Genomic DNA, 25,320 nt, shown 5'->3' with positions numbered 1-25,320 from the left:
GTCAGTGTGAGCCAGGATGGAGGCCCCTCGCGCCGTTCTCCCCCTCCGGAGTCCCCCATGAAGAGCTTCAAGGCCGGCTTCCCCAAGACGCCCAAGGCGCCTCCCGCCCCACCGAAGGCGACGAACACGGTGGCCCAGCCGACCTTCTCGAAGCCGGGCACGACGGGCGCGAAGCCGGCGACGCCCACCGCGACGCCGTCCGCTTCGCCCACCGCGACGCCTACGGGTTCGCCGGGTGTCTCCCGGCCGACGACTCCCACCGGGACGACGCCCCAGGGTGACGCGTTCAAGCCGTCCGGCAGCCCCCAGGCGTCTTCGTCGCGCCCGACCATCGACGCGAACTCACTCCAGGGTCCGCAGATGCAGTCGCCCAACCTCTCCGAGAGCGACATCGCGGACATGGCCCTGGGCCGCACGCCGGGCAAGGGCAAGGCCATGACGCCGAGCCCTCAAATCCAGAAGATCGTCGAGGAGATGAAGCTGGAGAATCCGGGCGCGGAGGTGCTGCGCTACACGGACCAGAGCAGCCACCCGATGCTGAAGCAGCCGAACATGCCCGCGGGCACGGACGCGGGCGTGTGCAGCGCGATGACCTCTGAGTGGATCCGCACCGGCAAGGAGGCGGGCGGTGACCCGATGAAGGGCTCGCAGGCGTTCGGCAAGCTGACGGACAACCACTTCGGGAAGCTCATCGACAAGCAGCACGCCGAGCACCTGCAGAGTGACGCCCTCACGAAGCTGAACGGCGCGCACATGGATGATATCGGGAAGCTCCAGGGCCGCGTGGAGCAGCTCCAGGGCAAGAGCGCGCAGCGCAAGGAGATCAACGAGCTGCTCACCAACCCGGACCTCTCGCCGGAGCAGCGCCAGGGATTGAAGCAGCAGCGCAGCGAGCTGACCCAGGACATCAAGGCGGGGATGGCCCAGCTCAACCAGGACAAGGACGCCATCACCCAGAAGCAGGAGTCCATCTCCCATCTGGTGGACGACTTCCGCACGGGCCGTGGCGGCGGTCACCCGGGAGTGAAGGTGCAGGACTTCGAGCCCATCACCCAGGAAACCTTCGCGCAGAAGCTGTACGACGGCACGAAGGACAACGGCCACTACCGCATCGGCCTGCGCAAGTCGGGCGAGGCCGCGGAGGGCCACGTGCTGGGCCTGCACAAGACGGACGGCCCGAACCGCCTGCTGGACGCGAACACCGCCGAGTGGAAGACGAACAACCACAAGGACGCGGTCAACCTGACGGCGGATCACGTCAGCGAGCTGTACAAGAACTACAGCACGTTCGACATCACCCGCTATTAGTCACACCCGCCGGGCCCACGGGTCGTCACCCAGCAGGCCCGGTAGGAAGGACAGCCAGTCGCGCGTGGTGGCCAGCAGCGTCTCCAACGACACTGCCGCCACGCGCAGCAGCAGTCCGTCCTCGCCCAGGGGGCTGGCGGAGATGACCTCCCGGGCTCGAGGCTTCACCGGCAGGCCCGCCACGCGCGCGGCCAGGGCCTCCCGCGCGTCCTTCAACGCGGGTCCCACCAGCAGCACGGACGCCAGCGCGTCGAAGCGGCCCAGCCGCTCTGGCAGCGCGCCGTGCGCGGGGTCCAGCACCCAGCGCTCATCCACCAACGCGCGCCCCTCCCGCGCGACGCGCAGGCGCGAGGCGTAGTGCAGGAAGGCCCAGCGCTCGCCCCGGGCGCTCCGCCCCGCCGTCACCACGTCCACGAGCACCAGCGACGCGCCCGGCGACAGCGTCACGTCCAACGTCTGTGAATAGCGGGCGTCGGTGAAGCAGACGGTGGGGTCCGGCACCCACGCCAGCAGCGCGTCCCGGCCCACGCGCGCGACAAGGTCGCTGCGGCAACCGTTGGGCGAGCGGTAGACGCGGTTCGAGCCCTGCGTCGCGAGCAACGCCGACGCTCCGTCCGCCACGTCCACCTCCAGCCGCAGGTGGTCCCCATCCACCAGCCCGCCACCGAAGGAGCTGGTATAGGCCCACGCCGCGTGGCCGTGGTTGCGCGGCGTGAGCAGCCGCAAGGGGCTGTGCGCCAGCGCGGTGCGCACCACGGTGCGGGGCCCCGAGCGCTCGAACGCGAGCCGCGCGACGCCCGCGCGCTCCGAGCCGGGAAGAGCGAAAGTCACCCTCCCCTTCTAGCACGCGAGCCGCTCCGGAAAGCCGTACACCGGTCCTGCGTAGCGTTCCGCGCTACAGCCCCCTTCCCTCGAAGCAGACGTGAGACTCGCTGGCACGCAACCTGCTCTTGGGGTGCGGCCGCCAAATCTGACATCCCGTGTCAGATATGGCGGAACCTTCTTCCCAAGGGACAGCACCATGCACCGTCGTTCTCCCCGAGCCCCCTGGCTTCGCGCCCTGACCCTCTCGTCTTTCGCCGTGGGTGGCATGCTCGTGGCCGCGCCCGTCCACGCCGCTGAAACGAGCGAAGCGCCCGCCACCATCCTCGACGTGTCCATGCAGGACGGCGAGCTGACCGCGCGCATCCGCTGGGCCGCGGAGCCGAAGTCCCTGCCCGAAGAGGTGGAGGTCCTGTCCTATGACGGCACGGACAAGCTCACCGCGGGCGAGCGGCTTTCGCCGAAGGCCGGCGAGGAGACGGAGGTGAAGCTGTCCGGCGCGGTGCAGGAGCCGTGGGAGACGGGCTGGGCGCAGCGGCTCGTCGTGCGGGAGCCGAAGGGCCGGGAGCTGGCGAGCCAGCCCTATGACGTCAGCCTGGACTGCGAGGACGAGAAGACCTGCGAGCTGAAGGCCGCCCCCGGCATCTCCGCCAGCCGGGAGGTCCTGCACGTGAGCAACGCCCTGCAGGAGACCCTCGCCGTCATCGAGAAGGAACAGGACGGCAAGGCGTTCGACCTGGTGCACGAAGTGGCCCGGCGCGAGCCCTCGCTGTTCGGTCAGGCCCTGACCCACGCCCAGGGCCTGATCAAATACGGTCCCGCCGAGGGCTGCCGCTGCACCTGGGAGGCGTCCTATGCACGCTCCAACACCCAGGGGACGAGCCTGGGCGCGGCGCATGACGTGTTCGCGCGTCCCTTGGCCACCAACCGCCCGTCGAGGGCCCTCCTGACCGCGCAGGGCACCAGCCAGATGACCCTCAGCCTGCACTGCACGTCGCTGGCCTCGATTCACTTCCAGCCCGTGGGCATCAAGCAGTCCGGTGGACGGGTGAAGCCCGTGCTTCTGCCCCAGCCTGTCTACAGCACCTGCGCCGGGACGTGCAGCGGCCGGTATACCCACTTCGGACGCATCACCGGCGCCGTGTCCGCGATCAGCACCAACAACCCCTTCCTCGACGGATCCGCCACGGAGCAGAGCAAGTACCACCTGGGCAATGCCCTGAGCCCGCTCCTGAACGCGGCCGACTCCGCCCCCAACGACACCACCTTCATCCATGCGATCACCGCGTTCAACGTGAGCACCGGTTCCGGCTTCGTTCAGACGTCCGGTGAGGCCTCCTACAACTACAACGGCAACAGCTCCATGGGGGTGCCGCGCGGTCGCGCGCAGGGGGGCTACGCCATGGCCGTCCAGGGGACCGCCGTGTGTCCGGGCGGAGGCCTGAACCCCAGCGGCCGCGCCTGGGATGTCGCCACCACCATGGACAACGAAACCTTCCTGCGCGACGGCATCAACTCCTTCTTCGACAGCCTGTAGCCCGCCGCGCTACACCCAACGGGGTTTCCGTAACGTGAAGGGACACATTCCCAGCGCAAGAAACGATTTCGGAAACATCGTGGAAAACCACGCATTCCCTCCGAAACCCGCATCAATGTCAGACATGACGCAATCCCTGGCACGGGACCTGCTCTGAGGGGGAACCGCCCTCCGACCTCCCGCGTCGGGGGGCGGACCCCCATTCGTCCGTAAGGGATTGCCACATGCCCCATCACTCTTCGCGAGGCCTGTCCGGCCTCGTGCCGTCCTGGCTGCGCTCGCTGACCGTCTCCTCCTTCGCGCTAGGAGGGCTGCTCGCGGCCGCTCCGGCCCACGCCGCGGATCCGCAGGAGGCCCGCCCGAACATCGCCACCGTGCTCGACGTGGCGCTGGTGGACGGGGAGCTGACCGCGAGCATCCTGTGGACGGACCGGCAGGACGACCTGCCCCGGTCCTCGAAGCTCGTCTCCTATGACGGCAAGGACACCGCCACCGCGGGCGTGAACGTGACGCCCAAGGCGGGCGAAATCTCCCAGGTGAAGCTCTTCGGCGCGCTGAACAAGCCCTGGGAGACGGGCTGGGCGCAGAAGCTGGTGCTGGAGGATCCGCAGGGCCAGGCGCTGGCCACCCAGCCCTATGACGTGAACCTGGACTGCGCGACCGAAAAGGAGTGCAGCCTCACCGTGTCCAAGGGCGTCACGTCGGAGAAGGACGTCGTGCACGTGAGCAGCGAGCTGGACGCCGTCGTCACGGAGCTCGACGCGAGGTATGGCCAGGGCGAGTACGACCTGGTGAAGGAGGTATCCAAGGACTTCCCGCACCTGCGCGGCGAGGCCATGGTCTACGTCCAGCAGTGGTACTGGTGGTACCCCATCATCGGCCCCTGCACCTGCGGCTGGACGACCACGACGACGCGCACGCCCACCACCACCCAGTCCATCCTCGTCTCATCCCCGGGCCGCAGCCTCTACGGCTGGAACGGGCCAGGCGCGAAGCACACGCTGAGCGCCAACGCCATCCCGACGGGCCCCCTCCTCAACCGGACGGTCACCGGCTCCAGCCAGCTGTCGCTGGGACTGCGGTGCTCGCGCCGGATCTATTTCTACTGGTGGGACTTCGTCATCCACCGGCCGGGCGGGGTGTTCCCGGTGCGCTTCCCCTTCCCTGTCAGCATTCCCTGCACCTCGCCGTGCCAGGCCCGCTTCGACCACATGGGCCGCGTCACCGGCCGGACGACCATCAGCGGCGTGGCCACCGCGCGTGAAGCGGGTACCTGGCGCGTGAACGGCGGCGTGCCGTCCATCAACCAGCTCATCACCGGGAACAACGCCTTCGACGCGGACGCCATCGCCGTCTCGTTCTCGAACACCAGCGCCTACAACACGGTCAGCACGTCGGGCCAGGTGACGATTCCCTCCACGTCCAGCTTCGCGAGCGCCATCACCACCAACGGCTACGCCCAGGCCATCCACGGCCAGCTGACCTGCCCCCAGATTCCCGCGCTGGCTGGCAGGACCGTCTCGGATTACGGCACGACGCAGGGCACGTCCCACCAGTTCAGCCTGATCTGGAGCATCGTGGACTTCGCGGCGGGCTTCTAGCCGCGCACGGCTGATCCGCGATGAATGACAACACCCCGGAGGCCGGCACCGTGAAGGTCCGGCGTCCGGGGTGCTTGTTTCTTCCGCGCGCGAAAGGCGGCGGACGGCTACTTGTCGGTCGCGTCCTCGATCTTGTCGCCGGCCTTCTCCGCGGCGTCGCCCGTGGCCTCGGCGGCGTCCTCGGCCGTGTCCTTCACCTTGTCGCCCGCCTGCTCCACATCGTCCTTGGCGGCCTCGCGGGTGTTGCGGTGGCAACCCGTGCCCACGGTGATAGCACCCAGCGTCAAGGCCAGCAGCGTCAGCTTCTTCATACGGTGTGACTCCTTCGCTTGAAGGGGGTGGCGGGATGCGACCCGCCATCCCCCGTGCGCCGCGCAAGGTAGGCACTGTCCACCAGCTGCCAAGGGGGCAGCCCTTTTGGGATGTCCGCTCCGGGGCATCCGAGCCCCACTGATGGGCACCGGAACACGCTGTTAGGGTGCGCCTTCACGAGGGGCCTGATCCCGCCCCCGGAGGCACACCCATCCATGTCGCATCCCCGGCCCTCAAGGCCCACCCTGCTGCTCGTCCTGGCGTTGGCGGCCCTCTGGGGCTGTTCCTCCGACGAGCCGAAGCCCGTCGAGCAGCTCTTCTCCGACGTCCAGTTCGACCTCACCGTCCCGCCGGAGACGCCGGTCGACGCGGAGATCTTCCTCAAGGGCCCCACCGCCACGTTCGGCGGCACGGACGGGCGGGGCCTGGAGATGGTCTACCAGGGCGGCCGTCAGTTCAGCCTGAAGGCCCGGCTGCCCAAGAACACCGCCTTCACCTACGCGGTGCGAATGACGGCGCCCACGGCCCAGGTGGCGCTGGACGCCCAGGGTGCACCGGAGGCGGACCGCACCGTCACCGCCCGTGAGAACGAGGAGACTGTCGCCCTCACGGTGGAGCGCTTCGGCGCCGAGGGGGGGCAGACAGGCGCGAGGACCGTGTTCATCGTCCAGGTCCCGGACATCACGCCGGTTGGGGCCAAGGTGTGGCTGTCCGGAAACCAGCCGGAACTGGGGAACTGGAATGGCGCGGAGGTGGAGCTCTACCAGGCCGTGGACAACGCCTATGCCGGCGCCGTCACCTTCGCGGCAAGCACGGGCCTGGAGTTCAAGGTGACGCGCGGTTCGTGGGACACGGTGGAGAAGAGCGAAACGGGCGCGGAGGTGGCCAACCACACCTTCACCACCGGCGGCGGCTTCGAGCGCGTGCCCGTGGCGGTGAAGGGCTGGGCGGACCTCTCCACGCCCCCGCCGCCCCCGCCGCTCACCGGTGACGTGCGCTACCTGCGCAACGTCGTGCCCCAGGACTCCAGCCTCAAGCCGCGCGACGTCATCATCTGGCTGCCGCCCGGCTACGAGACGGACACCGCGCGCCGCTACCCGGTGCTCTACATGCACGACGGACAGAACCTGATGGACGTCAGCACCGCGTTCGCGGGCGAGTGGAACGTGGATGAGACGGCGCAGGCGCTGGTGGAGTCCGGCAAGGTGGAGCCGCTCATCATCGTGGGCATCTACAACACCAGCGACCGCATCGCGGAGTACACGCCGGTGCCCTTCCCTCCGGAGTACCCGGATGCGGGCCGCGCGGATGTGTATGGCCAGTTCCTCATCCAGGAGCTGAAGCCGCGCATCGACGCGGAGTTCCGCACGAAGCCGGAGGCGCGGTTCACGGGGCTCGCGGGCTCGTCGCTGGGCGGGCTGGTCTCCATGTCGCTGGGACTCAAGCACCCGGACGTCTTCACCCGCCTGGGCGTGGTGTCGCCGTCGGTGTGGTGGGCGGACCGGGAGATTGTCTCGGAGGTGAACGCGCTCACCGCGAAGCCGGAGCTGCGCATCTGGGAGGACATCGGCACCAACGAAGGCTCCGGCAGCCAGGCGGAGACGGTGGCGGATGCGCAGGCGCTGCGCGACGCGCTGGTGGCCAAGGGCTGGGTGCTGGACGACGACCTCAAGTACACGGCGGTGGAGGGAGGCCAGCACAACGAGGCAGCGTGGAGCGCGCGCTTCGGTGACCTCCTGCGCTTCCTGTATCCCGTGAAGCAGTGACGAAGCCGCCGCCCCCCACCACCCCGGATGGACGCTACCTGGTGGTGGACGGGCGGCTGTGGCGCCGCAGCAATCCAGCGCTCGGGCCCCGGCAGCGAGAGCTGCTGGTGGCCGCGCTGATGCGAGCCCGCGCCGGCGTGGGCCGGGCGAAGCGAGCGAAGGACGCAGCCCTGGAGCGCAGGGCACGGGACCGAGTGCACCGCGACAAGGTGGGCCTGGGGGAGCGAGGCACGCCGTGGTGGACGGATGGCACGCCGGACCTCAACCGGCGCCTCGTGCGGAACACGCCCTACGCCGCCTGGTTCCAGGACCTGTGAACCGGTTGTGACTTGAACGCCCACCTCCCGGTGTGGAACACGCCTTCTGTCTCAAAGCGGTATTCCCCCCAAGACAAGAAGGAAGTGTTGCATGCGTCACGCCTGGAATCGGCTGTGGTGGCTGGTGCCGTCGTTGCTCGTGGCGGCGTGTGGTCCGTCGCAGGAGCAAGAAGCGCCCGCGCAGGTCGGCTCGAGCACGCAGGCCATTCTGTACCCGCCGCCCGTGCCCACGAGCGGCAACATCGTGGACAGCACGGCGTACCTGGGGCCGGTGGGGCTGAACGGTGCGGTGCAGACGCAGTTCACGACGAACCCGCGGTATCTGTCCTTCAGCTTCAACGTGGCCGCGGGCGCGAGGGTGAGCCTGGAGGTCACGCACCTGGGCAGCAGCATGTACCTGGACACGGGCCTGTTCATCTACGGCCCGAAGAACGCCAACGGTAGCTACGGGACCGCCGTGCTCGCGCAGGACGACGACGCGGGCTACGGCCAGCTGTCCAAGGTGGCCAACCTGACGCTGGCCCAGGGCGGCGAGTACCTGGCGGTGGTGAGCACCGGCACGGGCGCGGGCAAGAAGTTCCGCCTGGCGCTGGGCTGTCTCAACGGGGCCTGCGCGCAGGATGACCTGTTCACCGCGTGCGACCTGGACGTGGCCACGCGCATCGAGGTGTGTGACGAAAGCGTGGTGGAGACGCAGAGCGTGACACCGGCGCAGGCGCTGCCGCAGTGCACGGATGCGCAGGACGCGCACGACGCCTGGCTGTCGCAGTGCGCGGTGTCGTCGGGCCAGAAGCCCTGGTGCGCCAACGGCGAGGCAGCCTTCACGTCGCGGATGTGGCCGGTGTGCAAGGACTTCTACCGGCGCTACTACGGCGCGGGCCCGCTGCCGCTCACGGGGCTGGAGGACAACGACGCCATCAACGAGGCCCAGGCGGACGGCCACACGCGGTGCAAGGCCGGCGAGAACTCCTGCGACGAGTTCCTCTGGACGTTCAACGTGCCCTCCGTGGCGGACACGCAGCCCACGCAACTGGACTGGGTGGTGGAAGGCGCCTTCGCCACGCTGCCGGAGCTGTCGTCCAATCAGCGCGTGCAGTTCACGCGGCAGCCGGACCTGACATACGCGGACTTCGCGAGCCGCATCGCATGGGCCTTCCCGGAGCTGGGCCAGGTGCTGCCGCAGGAGCTGGGCAGCGGCACGGAGGTGCCGGTGGTGGCGCGCCTCTACGACGACCCGCTGGTGGCCCCGGGCGCGCACGACTTCCACAACCTCTACATCGTGTACTTCCCCCAGTCGCACCGCACCGCGGTGTTCTGGCTCATCCAGCACGAGTACTGAGCGGAGAGGCCACGGCGGGAGTGAGGCGCCCAAGAAGGCCCCAGCAGTCCGTCACTCCATCCCGCGACTCCAAATTCTCCGCGAGGGCGCGCGCCTCGCGGAGCGCCGCGGCAGGCCACAACGGGAACTCAGGCGGACGCAAAGGCGGGCCCACGAACAGAGGCGCCCGTCCGGGCGCGGTGGGCTCAAGACCTGTCCGACTGTCGGACAAGTCAGCACTGCATGAAACCGGACCCGCACGCCTCGCGGAGCACAGCGGCAGCCGGGACGTCGTGCGTGCACGGACACCAGAACGAGGGCACGGACAGAAGCGCCCGCCCGGGGCCGATTGCCGCAAAACCTGTCCGACAGTCGGACAGGTTTTCGCCCCATGCGACCCGCGAACTTGTCCGACAGTCGGACAGGTTTTTCTCTGACCGGGCCCGGAGGGTGCCCCCCTGGCTGGCAATGAGAAGGGTGGGCCCGCACGCCCATGTCAGACCCCTGTGGCTGGATGGCGATGCTGGGACGAGGAAGGGGAATGGGGATGGAGCGGCGAGGACTCGTGGCCTATGTGGAGGCGCAAATCGAGCGCGATATCGCGCTGGGGCGGATTCACCCGAGCGGGCGATTCGGCTCCGAAGCGAAGCTGGCGCGCCGCTATGAGGTGTGTCGGGGCACCATCCGCGAGGCGCTGCGGCGGCTGGCGGCGCGAGGCCTGGTGGTACAGCGCCCCGGACGCAAGACGCGCGCGGTGCCGCTGGATGAGTCGCTGACGCTGGAGAACCTGGGGTTGGCGCTGCATGACGCGAGCAACCCGGATGCCCGGTGGCTTCTGGAGGGCTACTTCAGCCTCAAGCGGCAGGTGCTGGTGGAGCTGCTGGCCGACTGCTGCGCGAGGGCCTCGGACCTCGACCTGGACCGGCTGGGGAGCACGTGCTACCGGCTCCAGGACGCGGCGCGCTGGGAGTCGGGGGAAACCTGCGCGCGGGCGGAATTCGAATTGCTTCGGCAGGCGGCGCGGGTGGCGGCGCGTCCGGGGCACGTGCTCCTCGTTCAATCCCTGCAGCGGGCCTTCCTGGGAGGAGCCGCCCAACTGCTGCCGCTCATGGGCGGAGAGGCGCTGCGCGAGTGGGCCTTCCGCGTGATGGAGATTCTGAACGAGCGCGACGTGCAGGCACTTCAGCATGAGCTGCCAGCACTGCTGAAGGCTCGCGATGAGCGCGTGCTGAATGCCTTCGCCCCTGCTCCTCAGGAGCCTGCGTCCCCCGCGGCCCCGCGCGCCCAGGAGGGGCCCCTCGGAACAACCGTGCAGGACAAGGCACCCGCGGCGCATCCCTGCGTGGAGGAGCATGGCATTGGCCGCAGCGGATCAGCCGCCGAGCAAGATGAGTCGCTGGAGGCCCTCCCGGGCGTCCAGAGATGTGGCCTCTGCCGCCTCTCACCGACTGACCTGCAGGACGATTCGCTGGAGGCCCCCCCGCCCTGCGTGGGCGCCCCTGCGCACCTTGTACAAGACGTCAAGGACACCGAGGCGCTCGCGGTTCCAGCCGGCCCCCAGGTGGCGGCTCCTGCCGTGAAGCCGGACAACAGGTCGCTGCCGTTTCCTACCCCTTTGATGTTCGCCCCGTGCGAGCTCGACCTGGCCTGCATCGACGAGGACATGACGGGTGCGGGTCCGGGAAACCTGTCCGGCTGTCGGACAGGCTCGAACGCTTCGTCACCGGAAGAGGGCATCCAGCCCGAGCCTCCACACTCCGACCGCGGTGAGCAGACACGCGTGACGGCGCACACGGTGAACGGACCACTTCATGTCATCCAGGGTCTCCTGGTCCGGTGGGCTGCGCGCCTCTGGCGCTCGCTCATTTCAGGACCTTCACCTGGTTCGTGAGTGGCGACAGCCCGGCGTGTCCGCACACCCTCCGCTGACGGGTAGCGCCTGCGCTTCCGGGCAACCTGCCTAGAAGGCGTACCGCACGCGGCAGTACGGCAGGTGCTTCGCGAGCAGCGCCTCGAACTCCGCCACGTGGCGTCCCTTGAAGCCGGTGCGATAGCGCACGTTGACGCCGCCGCCCTGGGACACCTTCGTCTCCTGGATTTCAGGCCGCCACAGCAGCTCCTCCGCCTTCGGGTGCCAGCCCATGTTCACCTCGTGCAGGCCCGCGTTGTGCGTGAGGAAGATGATTTCGCACGCGAGCTGCTGCTTCGCCCGCTCCCCGATGCCGGCGTCCACCTGCTGGAACAACTCCACGTAGGCGTCCTGCCAGCCCTCGTGAAGGACGACGGGGGAAAAGTTGAGGTGCACCTCGTAGCCGGCGGCCACGAAGTCATCGATGGCTGCGATGCGCTCCGCGATGGGACTGGTGCGCACGTCCAACAGCTTCGCCGGCGCTTGCGGCATCAGGCTGAAGCGGATGCGTGTCTTGCCCTCCGGCTCGTAGGTGAGCAGCTCGCGGTTCACCAGCTTGGTGGCGAAGCTCGCCTTGGCGTTGGGCAACGTGGTGAACAGCCGCACCAGGTCCCGCACGTTTTCACTGATGGCGGCGTCCGCGGCGCAGTCGCTGTTGCACCCGATGTCGTAGACCCACGCGTGCGGATCCACGGTGTTGGGCTCCAGCTTGGGCCCGCTTTTGTTCGCGTGCTTGCGGATGGACTCCTGGATGCGATCGATGTTCACGAACACCGTGACCGGGTTCGCGTAGCCCTTGTTGCGCGGCACGTAGCAGTACGCGCACGCCATGACACAGCCGTTCGCCGTGGAGGGCGCGATGAAGTCCGAGCTGCGGTCATTGGCGATGAAGGACAGCGTCTTCTTCACGCCCAGCACCAGGGTGCTGCCCTTGATGCGGTTCCAGGCTTCCACGTTCCCTTCGTTGCCGAAGAGGCCGGGGATGTGCTGGTGCGAGGCCACCTCCAACCGCTCCGCATCCGGGTAGCGCGCGAGAATCTCCCGGCCACGCGCATGCTCTCGCACGGCGGGCTCCAGGTAGATGCGCGACACCTTCAGCAGCCGGTCGAGCGGGCCGGGGCCCTCCGGGATGGCGGCCGGGCGCGGGGCGGGTTCCGGGAGGAAGAGGTCCAGGTTCGTCACCCGGCGGATGTAACCGGCTTCCGTCTCACATGCACTCGCGGTGGCCCACCCTGACGTCGGGCGGGCCACCGGGCAGGGGCCTGCTGTCAGCGCTCGGACGGAGCCGCGGGGCCCGTGGTGGCGGGAGCCGGCGCGTCCAGTTGCTTCCACAGGGATTCAGGCAGCGGAGTCCGTTTCTCCAGCGCGGCCGCGACGCTCGCGGTGGGCGCGTAGACACGGTGGTTGTTCACCCGGAAGTCGCTGTCCGTCACGGTGGAGATGACCGCGACGCGGCCCAGGTCGTCGATGGGCGGCCCGTCCGCCCGGAACGCGACCCGGTCCACGAGCAGCACCTCCGCGGCGCCGGGCGGCGTCACCCAGACGGAGTAGCGCTTCGCGAGGAGGTCCACGTTCATGCGGAAGTGGTACGTCTGGTTGCGCACGTACGGCACCCGGCGGATCCACGAGTAGCCCGCGCCGTTGCGCACCTGGAAGATGCCGTCCTCGCTCATGCGCAGCGCCATGTTCAGCCGGTTGAAGGCTGTCACCTCCGTGGAGCTGTCCGTCCAGCCCACCACGCCGCCGCCCAGGTTGTCCGCCAGCGGGGTGAGGTCGAACTCCACGATGCGCGTGCCCGTGTTGGTGGTGCCCAGCAGGTGCTGGCTCCGCGGCAGGTCCAGCTTCGAGTACCAGGGATAGTTGGGGCGCGGGTTGAAGCGCAGCAGCGCCTCCAGGAAGTAGTAGTCGCCGTAGATGAGGCTGACGTTGATCTCCTGCCCCGCCGGGTAGTTGCCCACGCCGTGCAGCAGCAGGCCCGGGCTGTTGGTACCCTGCGCCAGGTACGCCGGCGACGCCAGCGAGTCGAGCATGGCCAGCGCGGCGTTGCGGTAGGTGGTGCGCCGCGTGGCGTCCGTCTCCAGGGTGCTCAACTCCAGCAGGGCGGACGCGACGGCGGCCGCGGCGGAGGAGTCCTTGGACTGGCTGGGCGCGTTGAAGTCCCAGTTGGGCACGCGGTCCGCGGGCAGGTTCGCCAGGTAGTAGTCCGTCACCCGGCGGGCCGCGGTGAGGAAGCGAGCGTCCTGCGTGTAGCGGTACACCATCGTGTAGCCGTAGATGAGCCACGCCTGCCCGCGCGCCCAGGTGGAGCTGGCGGAGTAGCCCTGGAAGGTGCCTCGCGAACGGATGGTGCCGTTGTTGTTGTAGTCCACGTAGTGGAACGAGCTGCCATTGGGGCGCACCGCGTCCTGGAGCGTCCGGAGCGCGTGGTTCACCGCCATGGTGCGCCAGATGGCGGGACCGCCGTTCTGGGCGCCCCAGAGCAGCAGCTCGATGTCCATCATCGTGTCGGTGACGAGCGGGATGTTCCAGGCCGGGTTCCAATCACAACAATCGATGATGCCGATGGTGCTGTTGTAGCGCGTGGCCAGCGACGCGGCGGAGGTGAGCAGCACGTCTCGGTAGTAGGGATTGCCGGTGAGCCGCCAGGCATTGCCATAGCTGTTGTACATCTTGAAGCCCAGGTCGTGCGTCTCAGTGTTGGTCTTCTGGACCTCCAGGGGGCGCGTCCACATATCCGCGCGGTCACGCCAGTAGGGCTCGTTGGCGACCTGGAACATGAACCACATGCTCCCGGGGAAGAAGCCCTGCGTCCACGCGACCTTGTCTGTGTTGGCCACCGTGGTCCACGTCCCGTTGGACAGGGATGCCTTGGGTGAGCGGTTCACGCTGGGCATCTCCAGCACGGTGTCCGCGAGCTGCGAGCGGGCGAACGTGAACACGCGCACCGCGTCCGCATCCGTGAAGGCGTTCGCTACCGGCGCCACCAGCAACGCCAACATCCACCACAGCTTCACTCCCGGCTTTGGCAATCCCATACACCCTCCCCTGTCTGACCGGCGCGGAAGGTGTCGGTGTGCCACCCCGGGGACCAGCGGCCCCGGGGTCTCAAGCGGCCGTTCCCCCCGCCCTGACGGAGGACGGGATGTGCCCTACCTGACCCGAGGCGCGGCTCCGGTGAACACGGGCGGCGAGTAGCCCGCGGGCTTGTCCCCCACCGCGGCGTTGCCGTGCAGGTTCAGCTGGTAGGGATTGGAGAACATGCCGTGGGGGAAGGGCACGGGCGGCGCGCTGGCCTCGTCCAGCTGGCGGCGCAGCTCGGCGGGGATGCTGAAGTCGAGCGCGGCGAGGTTGCCGTCCAGCTGCTTGGGATTCGTCGCGCCGATGATGACCGAGCCCACCCCGGGCTGCGTGGCCACCCAGTTCAGCGCCACCTGGGACATGTCCCGGCCCAGCGCCTTGGACACCTGCTCCAGCGCGGAGACGATGCGCCAGTTGCGTTCCGTGAACAGGCCCAGCTGGTTGCCACCCACCGCGGAGTTGAGGCGGCCCTCGCCATGGGCGCCGGCCTCGCTCGGCCGGTACTTGCCGGAGAGCAGCCCCGCGCCCAGCGGGCTCCAGGTGGTGATGCCCATGCCCAGGGTCTGGGCCAGCGGCACGTATTCGTGCTCCAGGCTGCGCTCCACCAGCGAGTACTGGAGCTGCAGGTTGATGAGCGGCGTGAGCGCGTGCGCCTCCGCCCAGGTCTGCGCGCGCGCCGCGTACCAGGACGGCACGTCGGACAGGCCCGCGTAGCGGATCTTCCCCGCGCGCACGAGGTCGTCGAACGTGCGGACCACCTCCTCCGCCGGGGTGAGGCGGTCCCAGGTGTGCAGCAGGAACAGGTCGATGTAGTCCGTGCGCAGCCGCTTCAGGGAAGCCTCCACCGCGCGCAGCATGTTCTTGCGGCTGTTTCCGCCCGCGTTCGGGTCTCCCGGGCGGGTGGCGTTGTACGTGTACTTGGTGGCGACGACGACGCGGTCCCGGTCGCCGCGCTCCTCCAGGAACTTCCCGATGAGCGTCTCGCTGGAGCCGTGGGTGTAGAGGTCGGCGGTGTCCACGAAGTTTCCGCCCGCGTCCAGGTAGCGGTTGAACAGCGTCCGGGACACGTCCTCCGTGGAGCCCCAGGGCCCACCGTAGGTCCCCTCCTTCCCGAACGTCATCGTGCCCAGCGACAGCGGGCTGACGCGCAGCCCCGAACGGCCCAGCAGGTAGTAGCGATCCATCGACATGGTGTGACTCCCTTTCAGCGGATTATTTGGACTGACCAATCCAGATACAGACATGCGAAGGCGGCGCGGGGTGCTTCCCGCGACGGAAGAACAGCGGGGCGGGTTACTGGGCCCTGAGGCCCGCCATCGCGAAGTCCACGACGTCGCGGAGGGCCTCGGGCGGGGTGCCAGCCTTGGCGCTCAGGCGCAGGCCGCCGATGGTGGCCAGGAGGAAGCTGGCGGCGACGCCCGGGTCCACCCTGGGGTTGAGCTCGCCCTTGCGCTGGGCATCCTTCACGACGCGCTCCAGCGCGCCCTGGCCCAGGGCGCCTCCGGTCTTGAGCAGCGTGGCGACCTCCGCGTCCACGTGCGCCAGCTCCGCGGTGGCGTTCACGAAGAGGCAACCCCGGGCGCGCACCTTCTGGGTGCCGTTGGGGATGGAGAGGAGGTACTCGCGGATGGCGCCCAGGGGCGACGGGTGCGAGCGCAAGCACTCCACCAGGTTGGCGCTGTACTCCGCCTGGTAGGCGCGCAGGGCCTCCAGGTAGAGGCCGTGCTTGTCCCCGAAGGTGTCGTACATGCTCTGCCGGCCAATGCCCATGGCGCGCAGCAGGTCGTCCGTGGAGGTGGCCTCATAGCCCTGCTCCCAGAAGACCTGCATCGCCCGGCGCACCGTCTGGTCCCGGTCGAACTCCTTCGTGCGTGCCATGCCCCCTACGTAATGATTGTGGACTGAACTGTCAAAATAATCGGACCGGGGGCTGTTGGGAGCCTAGAAGCCGGGCGGGCGCTCGCCGGCGACTCCGGAGGCCCGCTCCAGGGCGATGCCCACGCGGCCCAGGGTGCCCTCGTCGAAGAGCTGGCCAATGAGCGTCACGCCGTGGGGGACGCGGCGCGGGGTGGCGAAGGTGGGCCCGGGGCGCTTGGGGTCCGGGGCCCAGTCGCTGCGGGCCTTGGACACCTCCACGAAGCCGGTGCGCAGCGTGAGCGACGGGTGGCCCGTGTGGTTGGTGATGGTGAGGGCTTCGTCACGCAGCGAGGGCACGAGCAGCACGTCCACCCGCGACATGATGCGCGCCATCTCCTGGGCCACCTTGCGGCGCAGCCGGTCCGCCTGGACGAAGTCCACCGCGGACAGGAAGCGGGACTGGCGGAAGAGATTGGGCCACGCGTCGGGCGTCTGCATCTTCAGCGCGTCCACGCCGTGGGTGAGCGTGAGCTCCTCGAAGGCGGCGGCGGCCTCCGCGAAGAGGATGACGTTGAGGGCGGAGTACGGCCAGTCGGGGAACTGCACCTCCACCGGCGTCAGGCCCAGCCCCTTGAGCGTCTCCAGCGCCGCGCGGTCCACGTCCGTGGCGGGGTTCTCCTTCATCCACGCGGGCACGTAGCCCACACGCAGGCCCTTCACGGGCGCGTTCGCGTCGAAGTCCAGCTTCGCGGACACGCTCGCCACGTCGCCCGCGTCCGCGCCATTGAGCGCGGCGAGCACCAGCAGCGAGTCCTCCACCCCGCGCGTCATGGGCCCCAGCTTGTCCAGCGACCAGCACAGCGTCATCGCGCCCGTGCGCGGCACGCGACCGTAGGTGGGGCGCAGGCCGGTGACGCCGCAGCGCATGGACGGCGACACGATGCTGCCGCCCGTCTCGCTGCCCAGGGAGAAGCCCACGAGCCCGGCCGCCGTCGCCGCGCCCGGCCCCGCGCTGCTTCCCGAGGAGCCTTCTTCCGTCAGCCACGGGTTCTTCGTCTCGCCGCCGAACCAGATGTCATTGAGCGCGAGCGCCCCCAGGCTGAGCTTCGCCACCAGCACGGCGCCGGCGCGGTGCAGCCGCTCCACCGCGGCGGCGTCCGTGGCTGGGACGCGGTCGCGGAACGGCTCCGCGCCGTAGGTGGTGCGGATGCCCGCGGTGTCCACCAGGTCCTTCGCTCCCCAGGGGATGCCGTGCAGCGGCCCCTTGTAGCGGCCCGCCGCGATGTCCTTGTCCGCCTGCCGGGCCTGCTGGAGCGCCAGCTCCTCCGTCAGCGTGATGACGCACTGGAGCTTCGGATCATGGCGCTTCAGCCGTGCGAGGTAGAGCTGCGTGAGCCGCTCGGACGTGATGGCTCGTGACTGCACCCAGCGCGACAGCTGCGTGAGCGGCGCGAAGGCGATGTCCTCTTCCTTCGCGGGCAGCGGCACCTTCGCGTCGCGGCTGCGCACGAAGCGCTCCTTCGCGGGCGCGGTGGGCTTGAGCCCCGGCAGCGACGGGTTCCACTGCGATGCGGGCGACAGCGTGGGCTCCAGCTCCAGCTTGCGCGGTCCGGTGCGGCGCTCGTGCAGCGGGGCCAGGGACACGCGCCAGTTGCCCGCGGCCTGGGTGCGCTCGGCGGGCGTGAGCTGCACCTGCATCAGCTTTTCGGCTTCCGCGAAGGTGGTAGGGCTCACCTCCGGCCCCACCGTGGGGCCCGCGCCGAAGGTGGGCGGCGCACCGGCCGGCGGGGCGGACGTGCCCGCGTCCGGCGCCGCGGAGACAGCGGTGCTCGCGAGTCCAATCACGGTGTGGGTCAGGAACTGCCGACGCGAGCTGCTCATGGCGCGACCTCACGGATGAAGCGAAGGGGGCGCCAGTGTGCCACCGCCTACGAGCGATGCACGTCGCGGAAGGCGAGCATGTCCCCCAGCCGCTGCTCCTTCGCGTCGTCAAAGCCGCACGAGGCGTCCCACGTGGACGGGTTCTCGTAGGTGCCGAACAACATGTCCCAGATGGGCAGGTCGCCGTAGTTGTTCTTGTGCTTGCCGTACTCGTGATGGATGCGGTGCATCTCCGGCCGCTGGAAGAACCAGCCCACCCAGCGCGGGGTGCGGATGTTGGTGTGGTAGAAGTATTCGCCCAGCGCGCAGCAGGCCGTGTAGATGGCGCCCGCCGCCGGGCTCAACCCCAGCACCGTGTAGACGAGCAGCCCGCCAATGAGGCTGTTCACCGTCATCTCCAGCGGGTGCTTGTAGAAGCTGGTGATGACCTCCAGCCGCCGCGGGCTGTGGTGGATTTGATGGAAGAACCGCCAGAGCACATCGCTCTCGTGCCGGGCGCGGTGCCACCAGTAGAAGACGAACGTGGCGATGAGGTAGGCCAGCACGCCGCCCACCACCGGGTTCACATGCCGGGACAGGTGGAAGACCGAGTGCGCGGAGAACCACCGGTCCCAGGTGTAGCCGCCCAGCACCACCACGCCCACCTGCGCCAGGTTGATGAGCACCACCCGCAGGTGCCAGCCGCGCACGCGGGGCAACTTCCACCCCAGGGACAGCTGTTCAATGAGAAAGCAGAGACCGGCGATGAGGACGAGCCAGGGCAGCATGGAAATCCTTCCGTGACTTCAGGCTGGCCCTGTCTACGAACGACGTGCCCGGATATGTCTTTCGACCTGGCGGACACTGTCACCTGGGAGGAATGGGACGGGAGGGACGGGGGCTGGCATCCTGCTGGCCATGGCTCGGAACAGCACCCTGACGGCGCGGTTGGGTTACATCGACACGCAGGCCACCTTCGTGCAGGCGGCGCTGCTTGCGGCGCACGGGGCAGGGGCTCGCGCGGGCGGCTTCCGCGTGTCGGACGTGCGCTTCTACTTCCTGCTGTTCACCAACTGGGTCGAGCACGACGTGACCCGGCCCTCGCAGGACATCGACCTGACGCAGGTGCGGCGAACGCTGGAGCGGCTGGTGCGCGGCGGCCACGCGGAGGCGAGCACCAGCGCGCCCGTGAAGGGGCTGCCTCGGGGCCGCCGGTACGTGCTCACCGGCGAGGGGCTGTGCTCGCTGGCGGAAGGGTTGGCCGGGCGGGAGCGAGCGCCGCTGGAGGAGGCGCTGTTCGTGGTCTGCTTCGCGGCGAGCTACCGCGACGCGGTGCTGTCGCGCGTGGAGGGTCGGGCCCGGGCGCTGTCCCCTGCTGTTCGAAGGCGCGTGGAGCGGGCGTTGGATCCGTTGCGGCTGGTGAAGGAGGCGCAGCGCACATCGGCGGCGGTGCTCGCGGACCTGGAGGAGCGGGTGGAGGCGGGCTTGCGTTACGAGGAGCAGTCACGCAAGGCCATGGCCCGCGCGGAGCCCGTGGCGGACGTGGTGCGCGCGCTGGAGGCGGCGGGTTCGTACCAACTGCACCGGGTGCGGCCCCTGGGTGAGGTGCTGCTCGCGCTGCCGGAGGACCTGCGCCAGTTCGAATTGACGGAGGGCATGGGCCTGCGCTCGCGGCTGCTCTTCGCGCCCCTGGCGGAGCGGGCGCGGGCGGAGCATGCGGTGCTGGCGCGGCTGGAGGCGCGGCTCACCCCCGGCAAGGCGCCGGGGTGAGCCACGGAGCGGGACCTATCGCAGCGCCCGGGTGAGTCGGGAGCCCAGGGCAAGAGCGAGGCCGTCCTCGACCAGGCCCGCGGCCACGTTCGGCACGCGCAGCTTCTGCGTCAGGAGACGGCGGAAGCCATAGAAGACATAGCTGGAGGCGATGGCGGCTGCGGCGCCGACGAGTGCGAAGCCAAGCTTCGCTCCCTTGCGCTTGCGTGACACCGCGGCGCCGGTGATGGCCCCGGAAAGGATGCGGCCCGTCAGGATGGGCAAGGCGGTGCGCGCCGGCGTACTGGGGGACTTGTCCCCCACCAGCTCGCCGAGCGCCAGGATGCCCAGACGCTGCGACACCTTCCTCGACGTGAGGCCCGGCAGAGCCCGCTTCAACGCGCGCGTCGGATTGCGTGACAGCTCACGCGTGAGGAACGCGGGCGCCGTCATGCTGCGCATCCCGGCGAGGACGCCGAAGCCCGCAGCGGTCCAGAGTTCGTTGTTCGTTCGCATGGTTCCAAACCCCCAATCCGGGTGGTGAAAACTGGAGGGTGGGGGCGCATCGCCCGTCCGGCCATGGCCCGGCGAGCGGGCACTCAGGCGGACGGCGGCGCGGACGGCTTGGGCACGCGCAACATCCAACCCGCGCCCAGCGCGCCCACCAGCGTTCCGCAGTTCTCATACACATGCATGGGGAGCACGCCCACCACGAGGCCCAACACGCCCAACCCCAGGAAGCCGCGCCGGGCCAGGGTGCGCTCCCACGCCTTCGTCGCGAGGGCGGTGGAGAAGAAATAGAGGACCGCGGATCCAACGACCTGCACCCAGGGCACCATGGGCCGCACGGGCCACCACGCCACCTTCTCCAGCCTGTCGAAGAAGCCTTCCCCGCCTCCTGGGAGTGCCAGGCCGGATTCTCCCGCCAGTTGCTCAGCGGTGGCCCCGAACATGTGCCGCATGTCATCCGCCAGGAAGAAGTAGACGGCTTGGATCAGGGTCGCCACGACCAGCACCGTGAGGATCCAGCCCTTGGGCGCGGGCGGCACGGACGGCTCGGTGTGCTTGCGCAGCGCCTCCAGGTGCTCCGGGGCGACCTCCAGCGGGTGCGGATAGGACATGGCCAGCAAGGCCTGCGTCGCGGCGGCGCTGACGGGCGTGCCCTGTTCGTCCACCAGCTGCTTCACGCCCTCCTTCGCCAGCAGCGCGTGCAACGCGGGCGCGAGCGTCGACGGGTCCTCCGTCTGGACCCATCGGGCGATGACGGCGTTGAGGTACCCGGCCTTCAGGGCGCGCGATGAGCCCGAGGCCCTCGCCGCCTCCTCGAACAGCGGCTCCAGCTCATGGACAGCTGGGGTGGCGTGGGACGGCTGTAGCTGCGTGCTCATACGGCAAGTCTATGCCGTGCCGGGGACACCCGCGTCCAGGCGTCGCCGCAGGTCCTTCAGCCGTCCCCGGACCTCACGGGTCAGGGTCCACTTCAGGAGCGGCGTGAGCCATCCGAAGGGGCGCCGCAATTCAAAGGCATACGTGAAGGTGACGCGCGTGACGCCAGGGGCCTCTTCATCGAAGCGCCACGAGCCCGCGAAGCTTTCGAACAGGCGTGGACCTCGCGTCATCTTCACCGCCGTGACGGCGGGCGGCTGGAAGGACACGTACTGCGTCTCCATCCCCAGCCCGTGCCACGACACACACCAGGCCTTCACGCCCGGCCCGGCTTCCGTCGCGCCGTCCATCAGCACCGCCTCGCGCAGGAACGTGTCCCAGACGAGCCGCTGCCCGTAGTCCTGCGTGTACGCGAAGACGCGCTCGCGCGGACAGGTGATGCGGATGGACTCGGTGAACCTCATCCTTCCGTGTTGCGGAGGAAGTCCGCCACCTGGGCGAAGCGGTCATCCAGGAAGCTTCGCAGGCCGCCGGTGATGCCCTGTTTGTCCATGGCCTTCTGCATGCAGCGCAGCCACGCGTCCCGCATCGCCGTGTCCACCGGCAGGTGTCCGTGGCGCATGCGCAGCCGGGGGTGGCCGTGCGTCGCGCTGTAGTGCTGCGGCCCGCCCAGCCAGCCCACCAGGAACATGCCGAAGCGCTGGCGCGTGCCCCGGTTCACCTTGCCCTCGGCGTCGAGTTCGTGGATGGCGGCGAGCGCGGGCTCCTCCGCGTCCATCACATCGTAGAAGGCCTCCGCCAGCGCGTGGACGGGCACCTCGCCGCCCATGCGGGTGAAGGGGGTGTCGTCCAGCGTGGGGACCCAGCCGTCCGACGGAGGGGGCTTCAATTCCATGCTCATGGCTTCCTCATGCCGCCCAGCGCTTCGGCCGGCGCTGGAGGCTCTTCAATCCCAATCCTTCACAGAACGCCTTGAAGCGCGCTTCCGGCACGCCCTTCCACTCCATGTCCGCGAGCGACTTCGTGCCCGGCAGCGGCGCGTCCTCCACCAGCGTGGCCAGCGTGCGGTACAGCCGCGCGTCCTCGCGGTGCGCCTTCAGCGTCGCCGCCAGCTTGTCCGCGCCCCGCACCTTCACCGTCCACTCCGCCGCGTTGTCCGGGATGGACTCCAGATGTCCATACGCCTGGAGCACCGCCGCCGCGCCCTTCGCCCCGAAGCCCGCCAGCCCCGGGATGCCGTCCGCGTCGTCGCCCATCAGCGCCAGCAGATCCGGGACGCTCTCCGGCGCCACGCCCAGCTTCGCCTTCACCCCGTCGGCGTCCATCACCTTCTGCTGCCGCCGGTCCACCTGCACCACGCGCTGGCCGCGCACACACTGGCCCAGGTCCTTGTCCGGCGTGAGCAGCCGCACCTGCTCCACCTCGCCCGCCCAGCGCGCCGCCGCGGTGGCCAGCGCGTCGTCCGCCTCCTGGTCCTTCATGGACCAGACGCGCACGCCCAGCGCCGCCACGGCCTCCTCCACCAGGTCGAACTGCGCGCGCAGCTCCGGCGGCACGCCCTCGTCACCCTTGTAACCGTCGAACAGCGCGTTGCGGAACGAGCGGATGGGGTTGTCGAACGCGACCGCGACGTGCGTCACGGCCTCCTGCTCGTCGTGCAGGAGGGCGAGCAGGGAGTCCATCACACCGGCCGTGGCCTTCACGTCCCGTCCGTCCGGGGCGGTGGTGCTCGGTCGAGGCGAGAAGTGGGCCCGGTACAGCTCATACGTGCCGTCCACGAGGTGCAGGCGCATGCTTCCCCTCTAGCGTCCCTCTCGCCGCACGGCCAGCAGCCCGTGCGCGGGCGTGGCCTGTGCGCCTCGTTCCCTACACGACGCCTGTCAACCCCCTTGGCCAGCGTGCCTGGTGGGGACAGGTCGCCGATGCCGACTGGCCGGGCACCGCCCATTTTCCAAAACAACTCCCTCTGGGCCGCGCCGGAGCGTCCCAGCATTTCCACCGGCATGAGGTGATCCATGCGCCCGAAGCTGTTCGCCGCCGCCCTGCTCTGCGTCGCGGCCGTTGGCTGTGCAGGCAAACAGGTGATTGCAACGTCCACCCATCAGCAGCGCGTGCAGGCGGAAGCCGCGCTCCGCTCGGCGGAGAACTCCCAGGCGCCGAACGTGCCGGAGGCCGCCCGGCATCTGGAGTTCGCGCGTCAGCAGATCGCCGACGGAGAGCGGCTGATTCAAGAGGGTGAGCAGGATGCCGCGGAGCTGCGGTTCCGTCAGGCGGCCGCGGACGCGGATCTGGCGTCGGCGCTGGCCCGAGCGGTGCCACTGAAGAACGAGGCGCGGCGGGCTTCCGAGCAGGCCGAGTCCCTCCGCGGCGGTCAGTGAGTCCCCTACCTCTAGCCTTGTGAGGAGCGAGTCATGCAGCGTTGGAAACTTGGATGGTTGGCGGTCGCGGGAGTCACGGCGCTCTCGGTGGGGTGTGCCCACGGTCCCCCGCCCAGTGAATTGACCGCGGCGCGCCAGGCCTACCGCGAGGTGGCCAAGAGCCCCGAGGGCCGCGAGCGCCCCGCGGACGTGGCGGCGGCCCGGGCGGCCCTGCAGGAGGCGGAGAACGAGTACGCGGAGAGCAAGGGCTCGGTGAAGACGCGCTCGCTGGCGTACGTGGCCCTGCGCAAGGCGGAGATCGCCGAGGCGCGCGGCGAGGCGGACCTGGCCGCGCAGCAGCGGGCCCAGGCGGAACAGTCCCTGCGTGAGCAGCAGGAAGCGCGCGCGAAGAACCTCACGCGCCAGCAGGAGGAGGATCGCGCGAGGTACGAAGCCCAGCGCCAGCAGTATGAGCAGCAGCGCCAGCAATACGATGCGCAGCGCGCGCAGGAGGCCGAGCGGCTGCGCACGGCGGACGCGCAGCAGCGTCAGCAACTGGAAGCGGAGATGCAGCGGCGCACGGAGCAGCAGCAGGCGGAAGCGCAGCGACTGGCCGAGCTGAACCAGCAGCTCCAGCAGCGCACGCAGGAGTTGGAGCAGGAGCGACAGGCGCGGCTCCAGGCGGAGCAGCGTGCATCGCAGGCGCTGACGCGGCTGCAGGACGAGAACGTGAAGGTGCGGGAGGAGGCGCGCGGCACGGTGGTGACGTTGTCGGGCAGCGTGCTGTTCGCGACGAACGCGACGGAGCTGTTGCCCGCGGCGCGCGACCGGCTGTCGGAGGTGGCGACGGCGCTGAAGGAAGCGAAGAATCCGTTGCTCATCGAAGGCCACACGGACTCGCGAGGCACGGAGGGCTACAACGACCAACTGTCGGAGCGCCGTGCGGAGAGCGTGAGGAACTTCCTGGTGAACCAGGGCGTCCCGCCGGACCGCATCCAGGTCCGAGGCGTGGGTGAGAACCGGCCGGTGGCGTCGAACAGCACGGCGGAGGGCCGCGCCAACAACCGCCGCGTGGAGATCGTGGTGGAGCGCAACGTGGCCGGTGCGCAGCCGTCGCGCAGTGGAGGCGTGGGCGGCAGCGGAGCGCAGCAGCCGGAGCAGGGCCCGGATGCGAAGCCGCACGGCGCGGGCGTGGACCACCAGAGCCCGCAGCCCGAGCAGGGCACGGGTGGCGGAGGAGCGCAGCAGCAGGTGCCCCAGCAGCCCATGGACCACGGCGAGTAACGCACGCCAGTGCTCCCTGAGCATGAAGGTCCTCACTCCATGCGGGTGGGGACCTTTTTCTTCATCCGCGCTTCAGGCGCGCACGTCCCCTGGGAGCGCGTTACCCTTGAAGTCCGGCACCGCCATGATCGACAAGTCGCCCGTCCTGCTCACCACCGAGCGCCTGCACCTGATGCTGCTGCCGCCCGACTCGGCGGAGCGAGTGCTCGCGTACCACGTGGCCAACAAGGACCACCTGGGCCCGGTGTCCCCTGCGCGCCCGGGGACCTTCTTCTCTGGGGCCTACTGGCGCACGCGGCTGGCCCAGGACCGCGAGGACTTCCGCCACGACCTGTCCCTGCGCGTCTTCATCCTCCCGAAGGGCCAGCCCCTCGCGCTCGCGCCCGTCATCGGCAACGCCACGCTCGCCCACATCCGCCGGGGACCGCTCCAGGCCGCGGACCTGGGCTACGGCCTGGATCACCGCCACGAGGGCAAGGGCCTCATGACCGAAGCCCTCCGCGCCTTCTGCGACTTCGCCTTCAGCGCCATGGGCCTGCACCGGCTCCAGGCCAACCACCTGCCAGAGAACCTGCGCAGCGCCGCCGTCCTCCGCCGCCTCGGCTTCATCCCCGAGGGCTACGCCCGCGACTTCCTCCTCATCAACGGCCAGTGGCGAGACCACGTGCTCAATTCACTCGTGGCCCCCGCCGAGCCCGGCCTCCGCGGTCCCTGACCTGTCCCCCGAACCATCCCTACCCAGCTCCCGCCTGCTGCTGATTCAAAACCTGTCCGACTGTCGGACAGGTTTTCGCGGCTCGCGCTGACAGGGTGGCTCCTCTGGGTCCTCACCTTCTCATCCATTGGGACGGCCTTCGTG

Annotated in this window: 24 protein-coding genes; 11 read left to right on the top strand and 13 right to left on the bottom strand. The window is 69.5% G+C overall.

The features are described from left to right. The first annotated feature begins 57 nt into the window (after nt 1-57). Nucleotides 58-1,308, top strand: coding sequence for a cell division protein ZapB (locus D7X99_RS29455; protein WP_121780691.1), 1,251 nt, complete (start codon nt 58-60; stop codon nt 1,306-1,308). Here the strand turns inward: D7X99_RS29455 and D7X99_RS29450 are convergent, their stop codons facing one another. Further along, a complete protein-coding gene (locus D7X99_RS29450; RefSeq protein ID WP_121780690.1) occupies nt 1,309-2,139 on the bottom strand; it encodes an urease accessory protein UreD in 831 nt (276 codons plus the stop codon). A gap of 190 nt (nt 2,140-2,329) precedes the next feature. On the opposite strand from D7X99_RS29450, the gene D7X99_RS29445 reads away from it, so the two are divergent. Then, the gene (locus D7X99_RS29445) at nt 2,330-3,667 is read left to right on the top strand and encodes a hypothetical protein (protein ID WP_147476296.1); all 1,338 of its coding nucleotides are present in this window, start codon (nt 2,330-2,332) and stop codon (nt 3,665-3,667) included. Between the two features lie 224 nt (nt 3,668-3,891). Then, nucleotides 3,892-5,268 (top strand): hypothetical protein, encoded by a 1,377-nt coding sequence (locus tag D7X99_RS29440; RefSeq protein WP_121780688.1) that lies wholly within the window; start codon nt 3,892-3,894, stop codon nt 5,266-5,268. Between the two features lie 107 nt (nt 5,269-5,375). Here the strand turns inward: D7X99_RS29440 and D7X99_RS29435 are convergent, their stop codons facing one another. Then, a complete protein-coding gene (locus D7X99_RS29435) occupies nt 5,376-5,579 on the bottom strand; it encodes a YtxH domain-containing protein (protein WP_120599180.1) in 204 nt (67 codons plus the stop codon). 216 nt (nt 5,580-5,795) lie between these two features. On the opposite strand from D7X99_RS29435, the gene D7X99_RS29430 reads away from it, so the two are divergent. The 4 genes from D7X99_RS29430 to D7X99_RS29415 all read left to right on the top strand — a co-directional run bounded on the left by D7X99_RS29430 (nt 5,796) and on the right by D7X99_RS29415 (nt 10,872). Beyond that, complete coding sequence (locus D7X99_RS29430) at nt 5,796-7,346, top strand: alpha/beta hydrolase-fold protein (RefSeq protein ID WP_121780687.1); 1,551 nt, start codon at nt 5,796-5,798, stop codon at nt 7,344-7,346. Further along, a complete protein-coding gene (locus D7X99_RS29425; RefSeq protein WP_121780686.1) occupies nt 7,343-7,663 on the top strand; it encodes a hypothetical protein in 321 nt (106 codons plus the stop codon). The genes D7X99_RS29430 and D7X99_RS29425 overlap by 4 nt, the downstream gene beginning before the upstream one ends. 91 nt (nt 7,664-7,754) lie before the next feature. Next, on the top strand, nt 7,755-9,002 hold the full coding sequence (locus tag D7X99_RS29420; RefSeq protein ID WP_121780685.1) for a hypothetical protein: 1,248 nt from the start codon (nt 7,755-7,757) through the stop codon (nt 9,000-9,002). A 520-nt stretch (nt 9,003-9,522) separates the two neighbouring features. Further along, nucleotides 9,523-10,872 (top strand): FadR/GntR family transcriptional regulator, encoded by a 1,350-nt coding sequence (locus D7X99_RS29415; protein ID WP_121780684.1) that lies wholly within the window; start codon nt 9,523-9,525, stop codon nt 10,870-10,872. A 69-nt stretch (nt 10,873-10,941) separates the two neighbouring features. Here the strand turns inward: D7X99_RS29415 and D7X99_RS29410 are convergent, their stop codons facing one another. From D7X99_RS29410 to D7X99_RS29385, 6 genes are all read right to left on the bottom strand, one after another. Continuing rightward, nucleotides 10,942-12,141 carry a spore photoproduct lyase family protein gene (locus D7X99_RS29410; protein WP_233613811.1) on the bottom strand — a complete coding sequence of 400 codons (1,200 nt, stop codon included), beginning with the start codon at nt 12,139-12,141 and terminating at the stop codon, nt 10,942-10,944. A 17-nt stretch (nt 12,142-12,158) separates the two neighbouring features. Next, a complete protein-coding gene (locus D7X99_RS29405) occupies nt 12,159-13,925 on the bottom strand; it encodes a glycoside hydrolase family 88 protein (RefSeq protein ID WP_121780683.1) in 1,767 nt (588 codons plus the stop codon). A gap of 114 nt (nt 13,926-14,039) precedes the next feature. Then, nucleotides 14,040-15,158 carry an aldo/keto reductase gene (locus D7X99_RS29400; protein ID WP_121780682.1) on the bottom strand — a complete coding sequence of 373 codons (1,119 nt, stop codon included), beginning with the start codon at nt 15,156-15,158 and terminating at the stop codon, nt 14,040-14,042. Nucleotides 15,159-15,261: 103 nt separating this feature from the next. Beyond that, nucleotides 15,262-15,846 carry a TetR/AcrR family transcriptional regulator gene (locus D7X99_RS29395; RefSeq protein WP_121780681.1) on the bottom strand — a complete coding sequence of 195 codons (585 nt, stop codon included), beginning with the start codon at nt 15,844-15,846 and terminating at the stop codon, nt 15,262-15,264. Nucleotides 15,847-15,909: 63 nt separating this feature from the next. Further along, entirely contained in the window at nt 15,910-17,706 is a 1,797-nt protein-coding gene (locus D7X99_RS29390; RefSeq protein ID WP_121780680.1) for an amidase, read from the bottom strand. Between the two features lie 47 nt (nt 17,707-17,753). Then, nucleotides 17,754-18,473, bottom strand: coding sequence for a sterol desaturase family protein (locus D7X99_RS29385; protein ID WP_121780679.1), 720 nt, complete (start codon nt 18,471-18,473; stop codon nt 17,754-17,756). A gap of 130 nt (nt 18,474-18,603) precedes the next feature. On the opposite strand from D7X99_RS29385, the gene D7X99_RS29380 reads away from it, so the two are divergent. Further along, nucleotides 18,604-19,455 (top strand): hypothetical protein, encoded by an 852-nt coding sequence (locus D7X99_RS29380; RefSeq protein ID WP_014400472.1) that lies wholly within the window; start codon nt 18,604-18,606, stop codon nt 19,453-19,455. 15 nt (nt 19,456-19,470) lie between these two features. Here the strand turns inward: D7X99_RS29380 and D7X99_RS29375 are convergent, their stop codons facing one another. From D7X99_RS29375 to D7X99_RS29355, 5 genes are all read right to left on the bottom strand, one after another. Then, a complete protein-coding gene (locus tag D7X99_RS29375; RefSeq protein ID WP_121780678.1) occupies nt 19,471-19,950 on the bottom strand; it encodes a DUF4126 family protein in 480 nt (159 codons plus the stop codon). A gap of 83 nt (nt 19,951-20,033) precedes the next feature. After that, nucleotides 20,034-20,822, bottom strand: coding sequence for a hypothetical protein (locus tag D7X99_RS29370; protein WP_121780677.1), 789 nt, complete (start codon nt 20,820-20,822; stop codon nt 20,034-20,036). A 9-nt stretch (nt 20,823-20,831) separates the two neighbouring features. Continuing rightward, on the bottom strand, nt 20,832-21,284 hold the full coding sequence (locus D7X99_RS29365; RefSeq protein ID WP_121780676.1) for a type II toxin-antitoxin system RatA family toxin: 453 nt from the start codon (nt 21,282-21,284) through the stop codon (nt 20,832-20,834). Beyond that, nucleotides 21,281-21,721, bottom strand: a complete 441-nt coding sequence (locus tag D7X99_RS29360; RefSeq protein ID WP_121780675.1) for a group II truncated hemoglobin — start codon at nt 21,719-21,721, stop codon at nt 21,281-21,283. The genes D7X99_RS29365 and D7X99_RS29360 overlap by 4 nt, the downstream gene beginning before the upstream one ends. Nucleotides 21,722-21,728: 7 nt before the next feature. Next, entirely contained in the window at nt 21,729-22,613 is an 885-nt protein-coding gene (locus D7X99_RS29355; protein WP_121780674.1) for a 5'-3' exonuclease H3TH domain-containing protein, read from the bottom strand. Nucleotides 22,614-22,835: 222 nt separating this feature from the next. On the opposite strand from D7X99_RS29355, the gene D7X99_RS29350 reads away from it, so the two are divergent. The 3 genes from D7X99_RS29350 to D7X99_RS29340 all read left to right on the top strand — a co-directional run bounded on the left by D7X99_RS29350 (nt 22,836) and on the right by D7X99_RS29340 (nt 25,176). After that, nucleotides 22,836-23,198, top strand: a complete 363-nt coding sequence (locus D7X99_RS29350; RefSeq protein WP_121780673.1) for a DUF4398 domain-containing protein — start codon at nt 22,836-22,838, stop codon at nt 23,196-23,198. A 33-nt stretch (nt 23,199-23,231) separates the two neighbouring features. Beyond that, on the top strand, nt 23,232-24,461 hold the full coding sequence (locus D7X99_RS29345) for an OmpA family protein (protein WP_121780672.1): 1,230 nt from the start codon (nt 23,232-23,234) through the stop codon (nt 24,459-24,461). Between the two features lie 124 nt (nt 24,462-24,585). Then, nucleotides 24,586-25,176 (top strand): GNAT family N-acetyltransferase, encoded by a 591-nt coding sequence (locus tag D7X99_RS29340; protein WP_121755492.1) that lies wholly within the window; start codon nt 24,586-24,588, stop codon nt 25,174-25,176. Nucleotides 25,177-25,320 lie beyond the last annotated feature (144 nt).

It is taken from the genome of Corallococcus sp. AB032C (assembly GCF_003668935.1).
Classification (GTDB): Bacteria; Myxococcota; Myxococcia; order Myxococcales; family Myxococcaceae; genus Corallococcus; species Corallococcus exiguus.
The sequence above is the reverse complement of the archived record's forward strand: the minus strand, read 5'-3'. Positions and strand labels throughout refer to the sequence as shown.

Coding starts and splice junctions, on each gene's coding strand:
- D7X99_RS29455 (WP_121780691.1), top strand. CDS start 58: ATGAAGAGCTTCAAGGCCGGCTTCCCCAAGACGCCCAAGGCGCCTCCC.
- D7X99_RS29445 (WP_147476296.1), top strand. CDS start 2,330: ATGCACCGTCGTTCTCCCCGAGCCCCCTGGCTTCGCGCCCTGACCCTC.
- D7X99_RS29440 (WP_121780688.1), top strand. CDS start 3,892: ATGCCCCATCACTCTTCGCGAGGCCTGTCCGGCCTCGTGCCGTCCTGG.
- D7X99_RS29435 (WP_120599180.1), bottom strand. CDS start 5,579: ATGAAGAAGCTGACGCTGCTGGCCTTGACGCTGGGTGCTATCACCGTG.
- D7X99_RS29430 (WP_121780687.1), top strand. CDS start 5,796: ATGTCGCATCCCCGGCCCTCAAGGCCCACCCTGCTGCTCGTCCTGGCG.
- D7X99_RS29420 (WP_121780685.1), top strand. CDS start 7,755: ATGCGTCACGCCTGGAATCGGCTGTGGTGGCTGGTGCCGTCGTTGCTC.
- D7X99_RS29415 (WP_121780684.1), top strand. CDS start 9,523: ATGGGGATGGAGCGGCGAGGACTCGTGGCCTATGTGGAGGCGCAAATC.
- D7X99_RS29405 (WP_121780683.1), bottom strand. CDS start 13,925: ATGGGATTGCCAAAGCCGGGAGTGAAGCTGTGGTGGATGTTGGCGTTG.
- D7X99_RS29400 (WP_121780682.1), bottom strand. CDS start 15,158: ATGTCGATGGATCGCTACTACCTGCTGGGCCGTTCGGGGCTGCGCGTC.
- D7X99_RS29395 (WP_121780681.1), bottom strand. CDS start 15,846: ATGGCACGCACGAAGGAGTTCGACCGGGACCAGACGGTGCGCCGGGCG.
- D7X99_RS29390 (WP_121780680.1), bottom strand. CDS start 17,706: ATGAGCAGCTCGCGTCGGCAGTTCCTGACCCACACCGTGATTGGACTC.
- D7X99_RS29385 (WP_121780679.1), bottom strand. CDS start 18,473: ATGCTGCCCTGGCTCGTCCTCATCGCCGGTCTCTGCTTTCTCATTGAA.
- D7X99_RS29380 (WP_014400472.1), top strand. CDS start 18,604: ATGGCTCGGAACAGCACCCTGACGGCGCGGTTGGGTTACATCGACACG.
- D7X99_RS29375 (WP_121780678.1), bottom strand. CDS start 19,950: ATGCGAACGAACAACGAACTCTGGACCGCTGCGGGCTTCGGCGTCCTC.
- D7X99_RS29370 (WP_121780677.1), bottom strand. CDS start 20,822: ATGAGCACGCAGCTACAGCCGTCCCACGCCACCCCAGCTGTCCATGAG.
- D7X99_RS29365 (WP_121780676.1), bottom strand. CDS start 21,284: ATGAGGTTCACCGAGTCCATCCGCATCACCTGTCCGCGCGAGCGCGTC.
- D7X99_RS29360 (WP_121780675.1), bottom strand. CDS start 21,721: ATGAGCATGGAATTGAAGCCCCCTCCGTCGGACGGCTGGGTCCCCACG.
- D7X99_RS29355 (WP_121780674.1), bottom strand. CDS start 22,613: ATGCGCCTGCACCTCGTGGACGGCACGTATGAGCTGTACCGGGCCCAC.
- D7X99_RS29350 (WP_121780673.1), top strand. CDS start 22,836: ATGCGCCCGAAGCTGTTCGCCGCCGCCCTGCTCTGCGTCGCGGCCGTT.
- D7X99_RS29345 (WP_121780672.1), top strand. CDS start 23,232: ATGCAGCGTTGGAAACTTGGATGGTTGGCGGTCGCGGGAGTCACGGCG.
- D7X99_RS29340 (WP_121755492.1), top strand. CDS start 24,586: ATGATCGACAAGTCGCCCGTCCTGCTCACCACCGAGCGCCTGCACCTG.